A 15,290-nucleotide genomic window follows, 5' to 3' on the forward strand; every position below is an offset into this window, starting at 1 on the left:
TTACCAGATAGATTGCAGGTAAGGAGATGGAGATGTCACGCACAGGAAAAGTTACCAGCTGGGTTATTGGGATTTTTTGTTTGCTGGTTGTGGTGATTGTGGTTGTAATCGCAACCTTCGACTGGAATCGCCTGAAGCCAACCATCAACCAGAAAGTCTCTACGGAGCTGAACCGACCTTTCGCGATTCGCGGCGACCTTGGCGTTAACTGGGTGCGCAACCGCGATGAGCCGGGCTGGCGTCGTTGGGTGCCCTGGCCGCAAATACATGCCGAAGATATTGTTCTGGGCAATCCGCCCGATATTCCTGACGTCACAATGGTGCACTTACAGCGTGCCGACGCGACAATTTCACCGCTGGCGCTGCTGCACAAAGAGATTTTTATTCCCTGGATCAAGCTTCAGCAGCCAAACGCCCGCCTGATCCAAACCGCCGATAAAAAGAACAACTGGACCTTTGAACTCGCCAGCAGCGACCAGCCAGAGACGGAGCAGCAGCCTTCCGCCTGGTCTTTTCGCCTGGATAATATTGTGTTTGATCGGGCGCATATCGCCTGGCGCGATGCGATTAATAAAGCCAATGTGAAAATGGAAGTGGATCCGCTGGGCAAGCCGGTGGCTTATAGCCAGATTGCTGGCGGCGATGATAAGCAGAAGGGCGCAGCGGATTTCATCTTTGGCTGGCGCGCCAGCGGCACCTGGAACGATCAGCAGCTTGAGGGAAGCGGTAAGCTGGGCGGCATGCTGTCGTTGCGCAGCAAAACGACGCCTTTCCCGGTGCAGGCTGAGGTACGCAATGGCTCGACGCGCGTCGGGATTACCGGCAGCCTGCAGGATCCGCTTAATCTGGGCGGGCTGGATCTGCGCGTGCGTTTTTCCGGCGATACGCTGGCTAACCTTTACGATTTAACCGGCGTACTGCTGCCGGATACCCCGCCATATGAGACCGATGGTCATCTGAAAGTAAAATTCCGTGAAAAGGGCGCTACCGTTTACCATTACGAGAATTTCAATGGTCATATCGGCGATAGCGATGTTCACGGCACGCTGACCTATACGCAGGGCAAACCGCGACCGAAGCTGAGCGGGGAAGTAGAGTCTCGCCAGCTACGCATGGCGGATTTAGGGCCGCTGATTGGCGTGGATTCTGGCAAAGACAGCGACAGCAGCAAGCGTACAAAAGCAAAAGGTAGCGACAGCAGCAATCAACCTGCCGATCGTGTGCTGCCGCATGATCGTTTCGATACTAAAAACTGGGACGTAATGGATGCTGATGTGAAATTCAGCGGCAAGCGTATCGAGCACAGTAATTCGCTACCGTTAAGCGATCTTTATACCCATTTACAGCTAAAAGATGGCGATCTGCTGTTGGATCCGCTGCGCTTTGGCATTGCGGGCGGCTCTATCAATTCAACTATTCGTCTGGAAGGTAGTCGAACGCCCATGCGTGGCCGGGCTGACCTGCATGCTCGTCGGTTGCATCTGCGCCAGCTTTTACCGGACGTAGAGGCGATGCGTAGCAGTATGGGTGAGTTGAATGGCGATGCGAAGTTAAGCGGCACCGGCAATTCCGTAGCGGATCTGTTGGCTACCAGCGATGGCGATATGAAGCTGCTGATGAACGAGGGCGTGATCAGCCGTAGCCTGATGGAGATTATTGGTCTGAACGTGGGTAACTACGTGGTGGGCAAGCTGTTTGGCGATGAAGAAGTGCGTATCAACTGTGCAGCCGCCAATCTGGAGGTGCGTAACGGCGTTGCCTCGTCGCGGCTGTTTGTTTTTGATACCACGAATGCCGTGGTTTACCTTTCCGGTAACGTTAACTTTGCCAATGAGCGCATGGATCTCTCTATCAATCCGGAAAGCAAAGGCGTACGTATTGTTACTCTGCGCTCGCCGCTATACGTGCGCGGTACCTTTAAAAACCCGGATGCAGGCGTGAAAAAAGGCCCGCTGCTGGCGCGCGGCGCGGCGGCAGTAGCGTTAGGCACGGTACTGACTCCGGCAGCAGCGCTACTGGCGCTGATTTCCCCCAGCGATAATGAAGACAATCAGTGCGTGAATGTCTTACAGCAAATGAAGGAGCAGAAGTAACGCGCAACGTAAAAAAGGCGTCATTTAGACGCCTTTTTTATTACCGCTTTTGGTTACGCCTCATATAGCGTTTGATGGCGCGTCTCTTTACAGGCGATTAGCGCAATGAGCGTGAGCAATGCCATTGCCGCCAGATAGAGACCGACGGCAAACAGGCCGTAATTAGCGTTAAGCCAGGCGGCGATATAAGGTGCTACCGATGCGCCGAGAATCGACGACAGATTGTATGAAAATGACGCGCCGGTATAACGCACTTCCGTGGGGAACAGCTCCGGCAGCAGCGCGCCCATCGGGCCAAAAGTCAGGCCCATAATGCTCAGGCCGAGCAGCAGAAACACCATCATCATCGTCTGGCTGCCAGATGCCATCAGCGACGGGAACAGCAGCGCAAAAACCAGAATCCCCAACGTAATCACGATCATGGTTTTACGGCGACCATAGCGGTCAGCCAGAAGACCGGCGATCGGCACCATCACGCCAAAACCGATCACTGCCACCATCAGCATCCACAACAGGCTGTTGCGTGAAAAGCCGAGACCGGCTGGAACCGGCGCGGTGCCATAGCTCATTGAATAAACGGTCATAATATAAAACAGCGTGTAGGTCGCCAGCATGATAAAGGTGCCAAGGATCGTTGCACCCAGATGCTTGCTCAGCAGCGTACCGATGGGAATGCGTACCTGCTTTTTCTCTTTCTGCACTTTAGCGAATACCGGACTTTCATGCAGCGACACGCGCACGTAAAGGCCAATAATTACCAGCACCGCCGACAGCACAAACGGCACACGCCAGCCCCAGCTCATAAACTGCTCGTCAGTTAACAGCCAGGAGAGCAGCAGGAAGGTGCCGTTGGCAAAGAAGAAGCCAATCGGCGCGCCAAGCTGCGGAAAAGAGCCATAGAGCGCGCGTTTCTTCGCGGGCGCGTTTTCCGTTGCCAGCAGCGCTGCGCCGCCCCATTCGCCGCCCAGACCCAACCCCTGACCAAAGCGCGCCAGCGCCAGCAGCAGCGGTGCAAAAACGCCAATGGTAGCGTAGCCGGGCAGCAGACCAATAACTACCGTAGAGATCCCCATGGTTAACAGCGAGGCAACCAGCGTGGCCTTACGACCCACACGATCGCCGAAATGACCAAATAGCGCTGAGCCGATAGGGCGCGCGATAAAAGCAATGGCGAAAGTTGCCAGCGACTGTAGCGTGGCGACGGTGGCGTCACCCTGCGGAAAGAAAATATGTGGGAAAACAATCACTGCGGCGGTGGCATAAATATAGAAATCGAAGAATTCGATAGCGGTTCCCACCAGCGACGCAATAACCACTTTACTGCGCGAGTTAACCTGAGCGTTGTCGTTTTCAGTATCGATTGTTGGAGCGATGGATGCTTGCATAATTGTTTCTTATTTGTAAATCGTGTTCAGGAATCTTACGCACTGCCTCAGGCGCGTTCAACGGTGAAAAGCCGCGTCACGGCTGGCTTCAGCAGGTGAAAAGAGGATAATTTTTAACAATAAAGCTTTATCGGCGGATGGCAGGGTGAATGGCTGGTTTTCTGGCGGGAATCACTGCAAAACGGGAAAATAAAAGTGAGGGGTTAGTTATTCATGCTAACTGTTGCTTAAATAGTGTACACGACGCGGTATTTTCGTCTGATATACCGCGTCGTGCATGGGCTATTTTTTCTTGCGTAGTTCCAGCTGGGGGTCATCTTTATAGTTGGCAGTGGCAATCCAGGCAGCGCAAAACAGCGTCAGGCGAGCAAAGAAGTAGAAAAACGCCATCAGCCCCAGCACTGAGCCAAAAGCAGCTCCGGAGGGCGAAGCGGCCAACTTCGGCAGGGTCATGGTCATAATAAATTTAATGATCTCAAAGCCGATTGCCGCCAGCAGCGTGCCACGCAGCAGCGCTTTTTTATGGGGACGATGGCGCGGCAGGATCCAGAAAATCCACAGAAACAGCAAATAGTTGGCGCAAATAGAAATCGAGAGAGCAATCAGCGTCATCGCCGGACGCAGCCATTCGATATCTTCCAGTCCCAGCGCCCGCACAATCGCATCCTGCGCTGAGCCAGCGATAGAGGTCAGCGACAAAGTAATAATCAGCGCCAGCACCAGCCCGGTCAGGGAAATAAAGTCGCGGGTATATTTAAAGTAGATTTTTTCTTTATCCTCCTTACCCCGTTCAAAAACGTCACGCGACTGGGCGCGAATCGCTTCACGTAGGTTGCCCATCCAGTTAAGACCTGAATAGAGCGCGACCAGCAGACCGGTGATACCCACCGTGGTACGCTGCTGAACGGCCGTTTTGACCGTATTTTTTAACGTGCTGGCTAACGTGGGATCGCTGATGCTGTTGGCGATGCGTTCAATCAATTCGTTCAGCAACGTTGGATGCGACGCCAGCACAAAACCCACCGCTGCAAAAGAGACCATCAGAATCGGGATCAGCGATAAAAACGAGAAATAGGTAATTGCGGCGCCAAACTGGCTGCCCATGCGATCGGTAAAACGTGCTCCGGCGCGAATAAAATGCGCTACCGCCGGGATCGCCTGAAACCACCTTATAAAATGTGAAACCCGGCTAATCGAGCGATCAACCGTAGCGTTGCCAGTCTTGATATTAATCAGGGGTTTCTCTTCTGCCTGCTCAACAGGAGGCTGGGCGTTTTTGTCCGTCATCAACCGGAATCATCCTTTTGTTTAGGGCTTTAGCTTGTCATTATAGCCGCGCTGTTACGCAACGTAGCCTTTCAACAGCTGCGTCAGCCATTCCATAAAAACTCTCACCCGCTGGGCCAGATTGCGGCGGTGCGGCCAAAGCAGTGACAGCGGCATAGCGCGGGCGTGGAAACCGGGCAGCACTTCCACCAGTTGCTGATTTTCCAGCAGCGGCTGAATACCGTGACGCGGTGCCTGAATAATACCCAGCCCGGCAAGGCAGGCGTGACGATAAGCTTGCGTCGAGTTAACCGTCAGCGCGCCGCCGGTCTGGATAAAATGGCTGCGCTGACCGTCATAATATTCAAAGCCTGCGGGCGCGCCGCCAAATTGCTGGCTGTAATGCACCATCGCGTGCTGTGAAAGCTCTTCCAGCCGCAGCGGCATGCCAAAACGCATCAGATAGCTGGGGCTGGCGCAGTTTGCCATTTGCAGCAGGCCCAGCGTACGGCTCATCAGGCCGGAATCCTGAAGCTGGCCGACGCGCACCACGCAGTCAAAGCCTTCCCGAATCACATCCACCTGTCGATCGCTGCTGCTTAGCTCCAGTTCCAGGCCAGGATAGTGCTGCAGGAACTGCGGCAGCTGTGGAATAACGATATCGGTCGCCAGCGCCACCGGCATATCTACCCGCAGGCGGCCGCTTAGCGTGGCCGGTTCGTTCTGAAACAGCGCATCCATCTCCTCCAGCGTTGCCAGCACATCGCGGCAGCGTTCGTAATAGGCCAGCCCATCCTGAGTAAGCTGTACGCGTCGGGTAGTGCGATGCAGCAGACGTGTGCCTAATCCATCTTCCAGCGCCTGCACCTGACGCGACAGGCTGCCTTTCGGTAGTCCAAGGCTTTCTGCCGCGCGGGTAAAGCTCTCCATCTCCGCCACCGTGACAAACACTTTCATTGCGTGAATTTTATCCATTTATGCACCGTTTGTTATCAGGAATGAAACAGTGAAACGTTATTAGCATAGTTTATCGCACAAAATGTTTTCAATATGCTGGATTTTTAAGCGATAAAAAGGCAGGAGACGCATCATGAGCGATAAAATTGTATTGATAACTGGTGGCAGCCGGGGTTTAGGACGTAATGCGGCGCTGAAACTGGCGGAAAAAGGCGTTGATGTGATAATTACCTGGCGTCAACAGCAGCAGGAAGCAGAAAAAGTGGTCGAAGCCATTCATGCTCTGGGCCAGCGCGCTGTGGCACTGCAGCTGGATGTGGCTGAGGTGCCGAGCTTCGCAGATTTTATCGAACGCCTGCAGCAGACGCTGCGCACGAAGTGGCAACGTGAGCGCTTTGATTATCTGTTCAATAATGCAGGCGTTGGCATGTACAACGCTTTTGCTGAAACCAGCGAGCAGCAATTCGATACGCTGATGCTCACCCATTTCAAAGGTCCCTTTTTTCTGACACAGCGTCTTCTGCCGTTGATTAATGACGGCGGCCGCATTCTCAACGTTTCCAGCGGACTGGCGCGTTTTAGCCCGCCCGGCTATGCGGCATACGCATCAATGAAAGGCGCAATGGAAGTGCTGACGCGCTATCAGGCGCGTGAACTGGGGCCGCGCGGTATTGCGGTAAATATTCTGGCGCCCGGTGCGATCGAAACCGATTTTGGCGGCGGTTCGGTGCGCGATAATCCGGAGGTTAATGCCTGGATCGCTGCGCAAACTGCTATGGGACGCGCCGGACAGCCGGATGATATTGGACGTGCCGTGGCTGCACTGCTTAGTGAAGATACCGGTTGGATCACCGCCCAGCGCATCGAGGCATCTGGCGGCATGTTTCTGTAACCCTGAACAGGCGATGATGATGGCAGGCCAGGCGGAGGGCTTCCGCACTGGCCGCATAAGATTTACACCGTCAGGGTGCCGTCAATAAGAGTAACGACTTTGCCGCCGATCCAGATGCCATCATCGCGGTACTGAACGGAAACCAGGCCGTTACGCTGAATAACGGTGCCCTGACGCGCCAGATAATCATGCGGGCGGCCCTGTGCCGCCAGATAACGCGCCAGGCAGGCATTGGCGCTGCCGGTAACGGGATCTTCCGTTAACGCGCCCTGTTCCACCAGCAATCCGCGCACCTCATATTGCACTTTGCCATCGCTGGCCGGGCCAAACGGCATCACGCCAGAGACCCCGGCATCCTGCAACAGCTGCGCCAGACGCGGTACGTCGGGAACAATATCCAGTACCGCCTGCGCCGAGGCCATCGGCACCAGCAACCAGCGGATGCCCATATCAACAATTGTCACCGCCTGCTGCATATCAAAAGCTTCGCTGTTCAGGGCGGCGGCGATGCCGGGATGCTCCCAGCCGGTTAGCACCGCCTCCGGCGCGGCAAAGGCCAGATCGCCGTTGGCGACCACAGAAATGGGCACCAGCCCCACGCCGCATTCCTGCACCATACGGCCCGGCGTTTTAACCAGGTGGCCCGCCTCCAGCAGCGCGTGCGCCGTACCCAGCGTAGGATGACCGGCAAATGGCAGCTCGCCCTCAATAGTAAAAATGCGCACCCGATAATCAGCGTCAGGATGCTGAGGCGGCAGGACAAAGGTGGTTTCAGACAGGTTAGTCCAGCGGGCGATAGCCTGCATTTGCGCATCGCTCAGCGCGCTGGCATCAAGGATCACCGCCAGTGGATTACCACAGAAAGCGGTATTACTGAAAACATCGACCTGCTTAAACGGAAGAGTGAGTGCCATAACCATCCCAACGTTGATCCAGAAAACTGATTACTACCCTGTTTACGTTGCTAACGTCAATATTTAGATTGCTTTATACCTTGCTTCTGGTCCCCAACTCACTTTTCTTACAAGCTGGTCAGTAATTACTGGATAAGCAAGTTTTTCCAGGTGCGTTAATTATCCCAGAAAGTGGCAATATATTTTTTGCCGCTTAAAGGTTTTTTTGATTGGAGGGAATAAACAGGTTTTTAACTAACCCAAATACATGCCAGCTAAAGCTCCTGTAATCATAGATGCGCCAATGTTATTAGCTGGTGTAGCAGGAGCTCCTCTGGCTCCAGTTATTTTATTTAATACGCTCAAAGGAATTTCTTTCATTTTATTTTCCTCGTGTAGTTTGCTTTCATGGTCGTTTGTTTTTGAAGATAAAGTCAATGAGTAACACTGTTATATATTTGATGCCGAAGAATACCATCACGATAGTAATAACATCCCATGTATGTTGATAACTGCCATCGTACATTATTCTCAATGAAGAAAGATGAGCAAGTAATATACTGAAGCATAATCCCACTATATTAGATATGGCACTTTTTTTTAAATTTCCCATGATTATCCCAATGCTTAATTATTGAGAGACATGAATGTCATAGCGTCAGTTAATCAGATAATAAAAGCTGGCTTTTTATGTGATTAGATCGATTAATTCATATTTTATGAGAAGCATCACCTTTTGCTAAAAGATAAAACTATCTTATATATAGAGACAATGAAGATTTTAGACATAATATTTTAACTTGTGGAGCATACGCTTATTTCACAGACCCCTATACCTGTGTGGATACCGATCGGGGCGTGCCAGGCAATAAGCGGCCACGTTTCATCCAGATTTTGCGAAGAGGGGCGCCCTGATAACGGCAGAAAACTGATTACTACCCTGTTTACGTTGCTAACGTCAACGGCAACCACTATGAATAGAGTAACCATATAAAAATTCAGGGCTGAATTGATGCTGACAATATTAGGACGCGCCTCCTCTATCAACGTGCGTAAAGTGCTCTGGCTATGCGACGAGCTTTCCCTGCCTTATCAGCGGGAAGAGTGGGGCCAGGGGTTCAAATCTACCCATGAGGCGCGCTTCCTGGCGCTGAATCCTAATGCGATGATACCGGTGATCAAAGATGAAGACTTTGTGCTGTGGGAATCGAATACCATCATTCGCTACCTGGCAAACGCTTACCAGGGTGAATGGCTTTATCCGACTGCCCCGCGTGCGCGTGCGCTGGTTGATCGCTGGATAGACTGGCAGGCCACCGAACTGAATACGGCCTGGCGCTACGCCTTTATGGCGCTGGTGCGTCAGTCGCCCGCCCATCAGAACGAACGGCTGCTGGCCGCCGCCTGTAAAGGCTGGACTTACACCATGGGGATTTTAAATCAGCAGCTGGAAAAAACCGGACGCTATATTGCAGGCGATCGCTTTAGCCTGGCGGATATTCCTATTGGCCTGTCGGTTAACCGCTGGTATGAAACGCCGCTTGAGCATGCAAATTATCCCGCCGTTCGCGCCTATTATGAACGGCTTACCGGGCGGGAAGGTTACGTAAAATGGGGGCGCAACGGTATCCCGTAAAGGCAGAGGATCAAGCCTGCCGGGGCTCAACCGCGCCAGCGGGCAACCCGCTCATTTCACAGGCCACCGCGCCCGCACGACTGATGGCGTAACGATAACGATCGTCAAAGGGATAACAGCAGGAAAGACGTACTGCATGATTAGCGCGATCGCTCAGGGTGTAAAGCGCGCCGGGCGTCAGGCAGATTTTTTCCTGCAACAATCGATGAAACAGCGTCTCGGTATCAATGCTGTCCGGCAGCGTTATCCAGAAAACAAAGCCGCCCTGTGGCAGCGTGGCGCGGGTGCCAACCGGAAAATGCTGCGCAATTAACGCCCGCGCTTCATCCAGATTGGCAGCATAGCGACGGCGCAGCGATCGCAGGTGACGATCGTAGCCGCCGGTAGCCAGAAACTGTGCCAGCGTCTCGCACAGCAACGCCGATTCCGCCATAGAAGAGAAGGCTTTCAGCCGGGCAATCTCTTTGCTGTAGCGGCCTGCCGCCATCCAGCCGATACGAAAGTCCGGGGCCACCGTTTTGGTAAAGCTGGTGCAGTAGATCACCCAGCCGTCGCGATCGAACGCCTTTACCGTCGGCAGCTGTGGCTCGCGGAACTGCAGTTCATCATATAAACCATCCTCAATCAGCGGCACCTGCCATTGATTCATCAGCGCCGCCAGCCGCTTTTTATTTTCTGGCGTCATGCTACAGCCCAACGGGTTTTGCAGGCCGGGCATGGCGATCAGCGCCTGAATACGACCTTCCTGTAACACCATCTCCAGCGCATCCAGCGACAGGCCGGTTTGTGGATCGGTAGGAATTTCCAGCATCTTCAGACCAAGACTGGAGAGCAGCGGAAACAGGAAAAAGTAGGTCGGCGTCTCCAGGCCCACGCAGTCGCCCGGACGCGTCGTGGCGCGCAGCGCCAGCTGTAGCGCTTCCATGCAACCATGCGTCAGCGTAACGCTTTCGGCTGTGAGTTTCATACCCATATAGCTGGCGCGCCGCGCGATCTCTTTACGTAAGGTTTCGCTACCCGGCGGCAGCGCATAGCGTCCGATAATCTGCGGATGGCGGCGTAGCAGCGAGGCGGTAATACGCGCCAGTTTGGCCGTGGGGTAGAAGTCGCCATCACGCGGGCAGGCCAGGGAGATATTGATATAGTCGGGGTGATTTTGCGCCGCAAACACCGTATCAATCAGATCCAGCTTGGCCTGCCCCGGCGTGCTGATGGTGGTCAGATAGCCCGGACTTTTTTCCGGCGCGGGCAGCATGCTGCGCACGTAATAACCGGACTGCGGGCGCGACTCAATCAGCCCGCGATCTTCCAGCAGCCGCCAGGCGCTCAGAACGGTATTGATGCTGACCTGCTGCGCCATTGCCACCCGGCGAATCGCCGGCAAACGGCTGCCTGGCAGCCAGGTGCCGTCATGAATGGCGCTGGCAAAATTATCCGCCAGCTGCTGATAACGCCGGTTTTCGCTGAGATCGATGGACACAGTTGCTCCCTGAACGGTGGGGTACAATTTTATCAAACAGGCTTTGTACCCATTACAATAGTCTTTTGCTGTCTCTGTTACCATTCTCCGGCGCTGCATAACATAAAGCTTCTGTTATCAGCCTGGAGCCTGCCATGATCGATCCCTCTTTTTTCAGCTATGTCACCGTAATGTCGATAACCCCTGGGCCGAACAATCTGTTACTGGCGACCTCTGGCGTTAACTTTGGTTTGCGTCGCACGCTGCCGATGATCGGCGGTTTTTTGCTGGGCTGCATGGTGCAGCTGCTGCTGTTGGCACTGGCGCTGGATTTGCTGCTGGGCTGGATGCAGGAGATCCGCAAGCCGTTAACGCTGCTGGGCTGCGGTTGGATGCTGTGGTTATCCTGGAAAATCTGGCGTTCGGCAGCGCCTACGCTACAGGCCAAAGCACGACCCATGACCACGCTAGGCGGCGCGCTGTTTCAGGCGATTAACCCCAAGGCATGGCTGATGGTCAGCAATGTGGCGCTGCTCTATATCGCCGATAACGGCATTGTTACCGTGCTGACAGGATATGCGCTACTGAATCTGCCCTGCATTTTACTCTGGGCGTTTCTGGGCGAACGGCTGCGCGTGCTGCTGACGGTGGAGTGGAAACGACGTCTGTTTAATAGCGTAATGGCCGGTTCGCTGGCGCTGACGGCGCTGTGGATGCTGTATGAGGTATGGCGGTAAGTGAAAAAAGCGGCCCCACGCAGGAGGCCGCGCAAAGATTATTCCGGCACGTCGCTGCTGCCCTGCTGCGATGGCCATTTCCAGTTGCGTACTTCCGGCAAGTCTTCGCCATGTTCGCGCACGTAACGATGATGTTCGGCAATTTTCTCTGCCAGCGCGTCAAGGATGTGATCCACTTTGCCTGTTAGCGATGGAATACGCTGGATGGCCTCCTGCGCCAGGTGATAGCGATCCAGTTCATTCATCACCGTCATATCGAACGGCGTAGTGGTGGTGCCTTCTTCCATAAAGCCGCGCACATGGAAGTTATGGTGGTTGTTGCGCTGATAAGTGAGCCGGTGAACCAGGCTGGGATAGCCATGAAATGCGAAGATTACCGGTTTATCGCGGGTAAATATCTGGTCAAACTGGGCATCTTCCATGCCGTGCGGGTGCTGATCCTGGGTTTGCAGCGCCATCAGGTCTACTACGTTGACGACGCGAACTTTCAGCTCCGGCAACCAGGTTTTAAGCAGATCCACTGCCGCCAGGGTTTCCATGGTAGGTACATCGCCGGCACAGGCCATCACCACATCCGGCTCGTCTCCTGGCTGTTCAGTGCCTGCCCACGACCAAATTCCCAGACCCGCTTCACAATGTTTGATAGCCTGATCCATGGTCAGCCACTGTGGCTCCGGCTGCTTGCCCGCCACGATAACGTTAATGCGGTCCCAGGTTTTCAGACAGTGATCGCCTACCCACAGCAGCGTGTTAGCGTCTGGCGGCAGATAGATGCGCACAATATCAGCTTTTTTGTTGGCGACATGGTCCATAAAGCCAGGGTCCTGGTGACTGTAGCCGTTATGGTCCTGTCGCCAGACGTGAGAAGAGAGCAGATAATTCAGCGAGGATACCGGCTCGCGCCACGGCAGCTTGCGCGTGACTTTCAGCCACTTCGCATGTTGGTTAAACATCGAATCGATGATGTGAATAAAGGCTTCATAGCAGTTAAACAGGCCGTGACGTCCGGTCAGCAGATAGCCCTCCAGCCAGCCCTGACACTGATGCTCGCTCAGGATCTCCATGACCCGGCCATCGCGCGCCAGCTGTTCATCGTAAGACCTGACTTCCTCCATCCAGGTGCGGTTAGTAACGTCGAACACGTCGCCCAGACGGTTGGATGCGGTTTCGTCAGGGCCAAACAGACGGAAATTATCTTTATTACGCTGGAAAATCGCGCACAGATATTGCCCCAGAATTTCGGTGGACTGCACCTGCTTTTCGCCAGGCGTGGTGACCTTCACGGCAAACTCGCGGATATCAGGCGTATCCAGCTCGCGGCGTAGCCGTCCGCCGTTGGCATAAGGCGATGCGCCCATGCGCTTTTCCCCCTGCGGGGCGAGCGCACGCAGCTCCGGCTTCAGCCTGCCCTGTTCATCGAACAGATCGTCCGGCTGATAGCTGCGCATCCACTGCTCCAGAATTTGACGATGCTCTTGATTCTCACGGCAGGAAGAGACCGGCACCTGATGCGCGCGCCAGAAATCCTCAACCTTTTTGCCCTCTACCGTTTTCGGGCCGGTCCAGCCTTTCGGACTCCGCAGAATAATCATTGGCCAGCGCGGGATCGCTTCCGGCGCGTCGCCGCTGCGGGCGCGGCGTTGATACTCGTGGATCTTATCGCAGGCGTTATCCAGCGTTTCCGCCATCTGCCGGTGCATTTTCTCTGGCTCGTCGCCGCAGACAAACAGCGGTTCATAACCGTAGCCGCTGAATAGCTGATGCAGGTCTTCATCGCTGCTGCGCCCAAGCAGCGTCGGATTGGCAATTTTATAGCCGTTGAGATGCAGAATCGGCAGCACGGCGCCGTCGCGGGCGGCGTTGAGGAATTTAATGCCGTGCCAGCTGGAAGAGAGCGGGCCGGTTTCCGCTTCGCCGTCGCCAATCACGCAAGCGGCAATCAGATCGGGATAATCGAACACCGCGCCAAAGGCGTGTGACAGGGAATAGCCCAGCTCGCCGCCTTCGTTAATCGAGCCTGGGGTTTCCGGCGCGGCGTGGCTGGGAATACCGCCGGGAAAGGAGAACTGCTTAAACAGTCGCTGCATGCCGATAGCGTCTTCGCTGATCTCCGGATAGATCTCACTGTAGCTGCCTTCCAGCCAGGTATTCGCCACCATGCCCGGCCCGCCGTGGCCTGGCCCGCAGATATAGATCATATCCAGATCGCGATGGCGGATAACGCGATTAAGGTGCGCATAGATAAAATTAAGGCCGGGCGTGGTGCCCCAGTGACCCAGCAGACGCGGTTTAATATGTTCAGGCTGTAGCGGCTCGCGCAGCAGGGGATTGTTCATTAAATAGATTTGGCCCACTGACAGATAGTTAGCGGCGCGCCAGTAGCGATCGAGCAATTGGAGTTCTTGTTGGATATCAGGTGCATTCGTCATGCTTTTCCTCCGGTGACGACAATCACAATTTTGGCCAGGAAGCGCTTTACCCGGGCGAAATGAAAATCAATACTCTTTAACCCTACTAGAAGAAATCTTAATCAGCCAAAAATCAGGCTTTTTAGCGTGCTGGCAAGGAGCTGCGCTGTGCTTATCTCTGATTCTCACCTGTGGCTAACTGCACTGGTGGTTACCGTTACGATTCTGCTGTGGGCCAGTGCGCGCCTGCCGGAATTCATTACTGCACTGCTGTTCTTCGCCGCCGCAATGATGTTGCACATTGCGCCAGCAGCCAGCGTGTTTGGCGGCTTCGCCTCATCTGCCTTTTGGCTGGTGCTGAGCGGTTTTATTCTGGGCGTGGCGATCCGCAAAGTAGGGTTGGCCGATCGGCTGGCACATGCGTTGGTACCGCGCTTAAGCGCCAGCTGGCCGCGCATGGTAGGCGGAACGATCGTTATCAGCTATCTGCTGGCGTTTGTGATGCCCTCTAATATGGGCCGTATTGCGTTACTGATGCCGGTGATCGGGGCATTGGCAAAGCAGGCAGGAATAAAAGAGGGCAGCCGCGGCTGGGTTGGCCTGGCGCTGGCGGTGGGGTTTGGCACTTTTCAGCTCTCTGCCAGCATTCTGCCCGCCAACGTACCAAATCTGGTCATGAGCGGGGCGGCGGAAACCGCTTATCATCTCCATCTGGGCTATATGCCGTGGCTGTTTTTACAGGCCCCGGTGGTGGGGGTACTGAAAGGGGTAATATTAACGCTGTGCATCTGCTGGCTGTTTCCGGCACGGCCTGAGGCGGTGACGCATAGTGCGCGCCTGCCTGCCCTCAGTGGCAAGGCGTGGCGTCTGATTATCCTGCTGCTGTTGACGTTGATATTGTGGATGACCGACAGCCAGCACGGCATTTCACCCGCCTGGATCGGTCTGTGCGCCGCCTGCTTCTGCTTATTGCCGCGCGTGGGCTTTATTTCCAGCGACGCGTTCGCCAGCGGCGTTAATTTCCGAACCTGTTTGTATGTCGCAGCCATTTTAGGCGTGACGGCGGTGGTGGTTGATTCTGGCCTCGGCAACATTATCGCGCAGGCGCTGCTGGACATTACGCCGCTTGATCCCGCCACGCCTTTCGTGAATTTCATTTCGCTGAGCGCTTTAACCAGCATCCTGAATTTTGTGGTAACCGCTAACGGCGTCCCGGCGATGTTTACGCCGATGGCGCAGAGCTTCGCCACCGCTTCCGGTTTTCCGTTAGGCAGTGTCATTATGCTTCAGGTGCTGGCCTACGCCACGCCGCTGCTGCCCTATCAGGCCTCGCCGATTGTACTGGCGATGGGATTAGGCAATGTGTCAGCGCGAGACGGTCTCAGGCTTTGCCTGCTGGTGGCGCTGGTCAGCATCGTTGTATTGTTGCCGCTCTATTACGGCTGGTTCCAACTGCTGGGCTATTTATAACAGCGATAAAGTTCTGGCTGTATGGCTGATACGATTAAAAAAGGGGCAGCATGGCTGCCGCCCCTGAATAGCGCACCGATCTGAAACGTTAAGG

12 protein-coding genes are annotated in these 15,290 nt (G+C 54.6%); 5 read left to right on the forward strand and 7 right to left on the reverse strand.

The annotated features are described in order from the left end of the window. Positions 1-32 precede the first annotated feature (32 nt). Entirely contained in the window at positions 33-2,093 is a 2,061-nt protein-coding gene (locus tag ACQE32_RS11730; protein WP_426981360.1) for an AsmA family protein, read from the forward strand. Positions 2,094-2,146: 53 nt separating this feature from the next. Here the strand turns inward: ACQE32_RS11730 and ACQE32_RS11735 are convergent, their stop codons facing one another. The 3 genes from ACQE32_RS11735 to ACQE32_RS11745 form a co-directional block, all read right to left on the reverse strand. Continuing rightward, positions 2,147-3,478, reverse strand: coding sequence for an MFS transporter (locus ACQE32_RS11735; RefSeq protein WP_426973922.1), 1,332 nt, complete (start codon positions 3,476-3,478; stop codon positions 2,147-2,149). Positions 3,479-3,760: 282 nt separating this feature from the next. After that, a complete protein-coding gene (gene yhjD, locus ACQE32_RS11740) occupies positions 3,761-4,765 on the reverse strand; it encodes an inner membrane protein YhjD (RefSeq protein WP_426973923.1) in 1,005 nt (334 codons plus the stop codon). Between the two features lie 54 nt (positions 4,766-4,819). After that, complete coding sequence (locus ACQE32_RS11745) at positions 4,820-5,719, reverse strand: LysR family transcriptional regulator (RefSeq protein WP_426973924.1); 900 nt, start codon at positions 5,717-5,719, stop codon at positions 4,820-4,822. A 115-nt stretch (positions 5,720-5,834) separates the two neighbouring features. On the opposite strand from ACQE32_RS11745, the gene ACQE32_RS11750 reads away from it, so the two are divergent. Then, positions 5,835-6,593, forward strand: a complete 759-nt coding sequence (locus ACQE32_RS11750) for an SDR family NAD(P)-dependent oxidoreductase (RefSeq protein ID WP_426973925.1) — start codon at positions 5,835-5,837, stop codon at positions 6,591-6,593. Positions 6,594-6,655: 62 nt separating this feature from the next. Here the strand turns inward: ACQE32_RS11750 and ACQE32_RS11755 are convergent, their stop codons facing one another. Together ACQE32_RS11755 and ACQE32_RS11760 are read right to left on the reverse strand one after the other, a co-directional pair. Next, positions 6,656-7,507: a PhzF family phenazine biosynthesis protein gene (locus ACQE32_RS11755; RefSeq protein WP_426981358.1), complete on the reverse strand. Its 852-nt coding sequence runs from the start codon at positions 7,505-7,507 to the stop codon at positions 6,656-6,658. Between the two features lie 234 nt (positions 7,508-7,741). Then, positions 7,742-7,867 (reverse strand): hypothetical protein, encoded by a 126-nt coding sequence (locus ACQE32_RS11760; RefSeq protein ID WP_426973927.1) that lies wholly within the window; start codon positions 7,865-7,867, stop codon positions 7,742-7,744. A gap of 631 nt (positions 7,868-8,498) precedes the next feature. On the opposite strand from ACQE32_RS11760, the gene ACQE32_RS11765 reads away from it, so the two are divergent. Next, complete coding sequence (locus tag ACQE32_RS11765) at positions 8,499-9,122, forward strand: glutathione S-transferase family protein (RefSeq protein WP_250651403.1); 624 nt, start codon at positions 8,499-8,501, stop codon at positions 9,120-9,122. 10 nt (positions 9,123-9,132) lie between these two features. Here ACQE32_RS11765 and ACQE32_RS11770 read toward each other — a convergent pair whose 3' ends face one another. After that, positions 9,133-10,602, reverse strand: coding sequence for a PLP-dependent aminotransferase family protein (locus tag ACQE32_RS11770; RefSeq protein ID WP_427021828.1), 1,470 nt, complete (start codon positions 10,600-10,602; stop codon positions 9,133-9,135). A gap of 134 nt (positions 10,603-10,736) precedes the next feature. Between ACQE32_RS11770 and ACQE32_RS11775 the strand changes: the two genes are divergently transcribed. Next, positions 10,737-11,318, forward strand: coding sequence for a LysE family translocator (locus ACQE32_RS11775; protein WP_426973928.1), 582 nt, complete (start codon positions 10,737-10,739; stop codon positions 11,316-11,318). Between the two features lie 38 nt (positions 11,319-11,356). Here the strand turns inward: ACQE32_RS11775 and ACQE32_RS11780 are convergent, their stop codons facing one another. Further along, a complete protein-coding gene (locus ACQE32_RS11780; protein ID WP_427021829.1) occupies positions 11,357-13,747 on the reverse strand; it encodes a phosphoketolase family protein in 2,391 nt (796 codons plus the stop codon). A gap of 147 nt (positions 13,748-13,894) precedes the next feature. Between ACQE32_RS11780 and ACQE32_RS11785 the strand changes: the two genes are divergently transcribed. Continuing rightward, entirely contained in the window at positions 13,895-15,196 is a 1,302-nt protein-coding gene (locus tag ACQE32_RS11785) for an SLC13 family permease (protein ID WP_427021830.1), read from the forward strand. The last annotated feature ends 94 nt before the right edge of the window (positions 15,197-15,290 follow it).

The organism is Pantoea sp. FN0302, assembly GCF_050113775.1.
Lineage (GTDB): Bacteria > Pseudomonadota > Gammaproteobacteria > Enterobacterales > Enterobacteriaceae > Mixta > Mixta alhagi.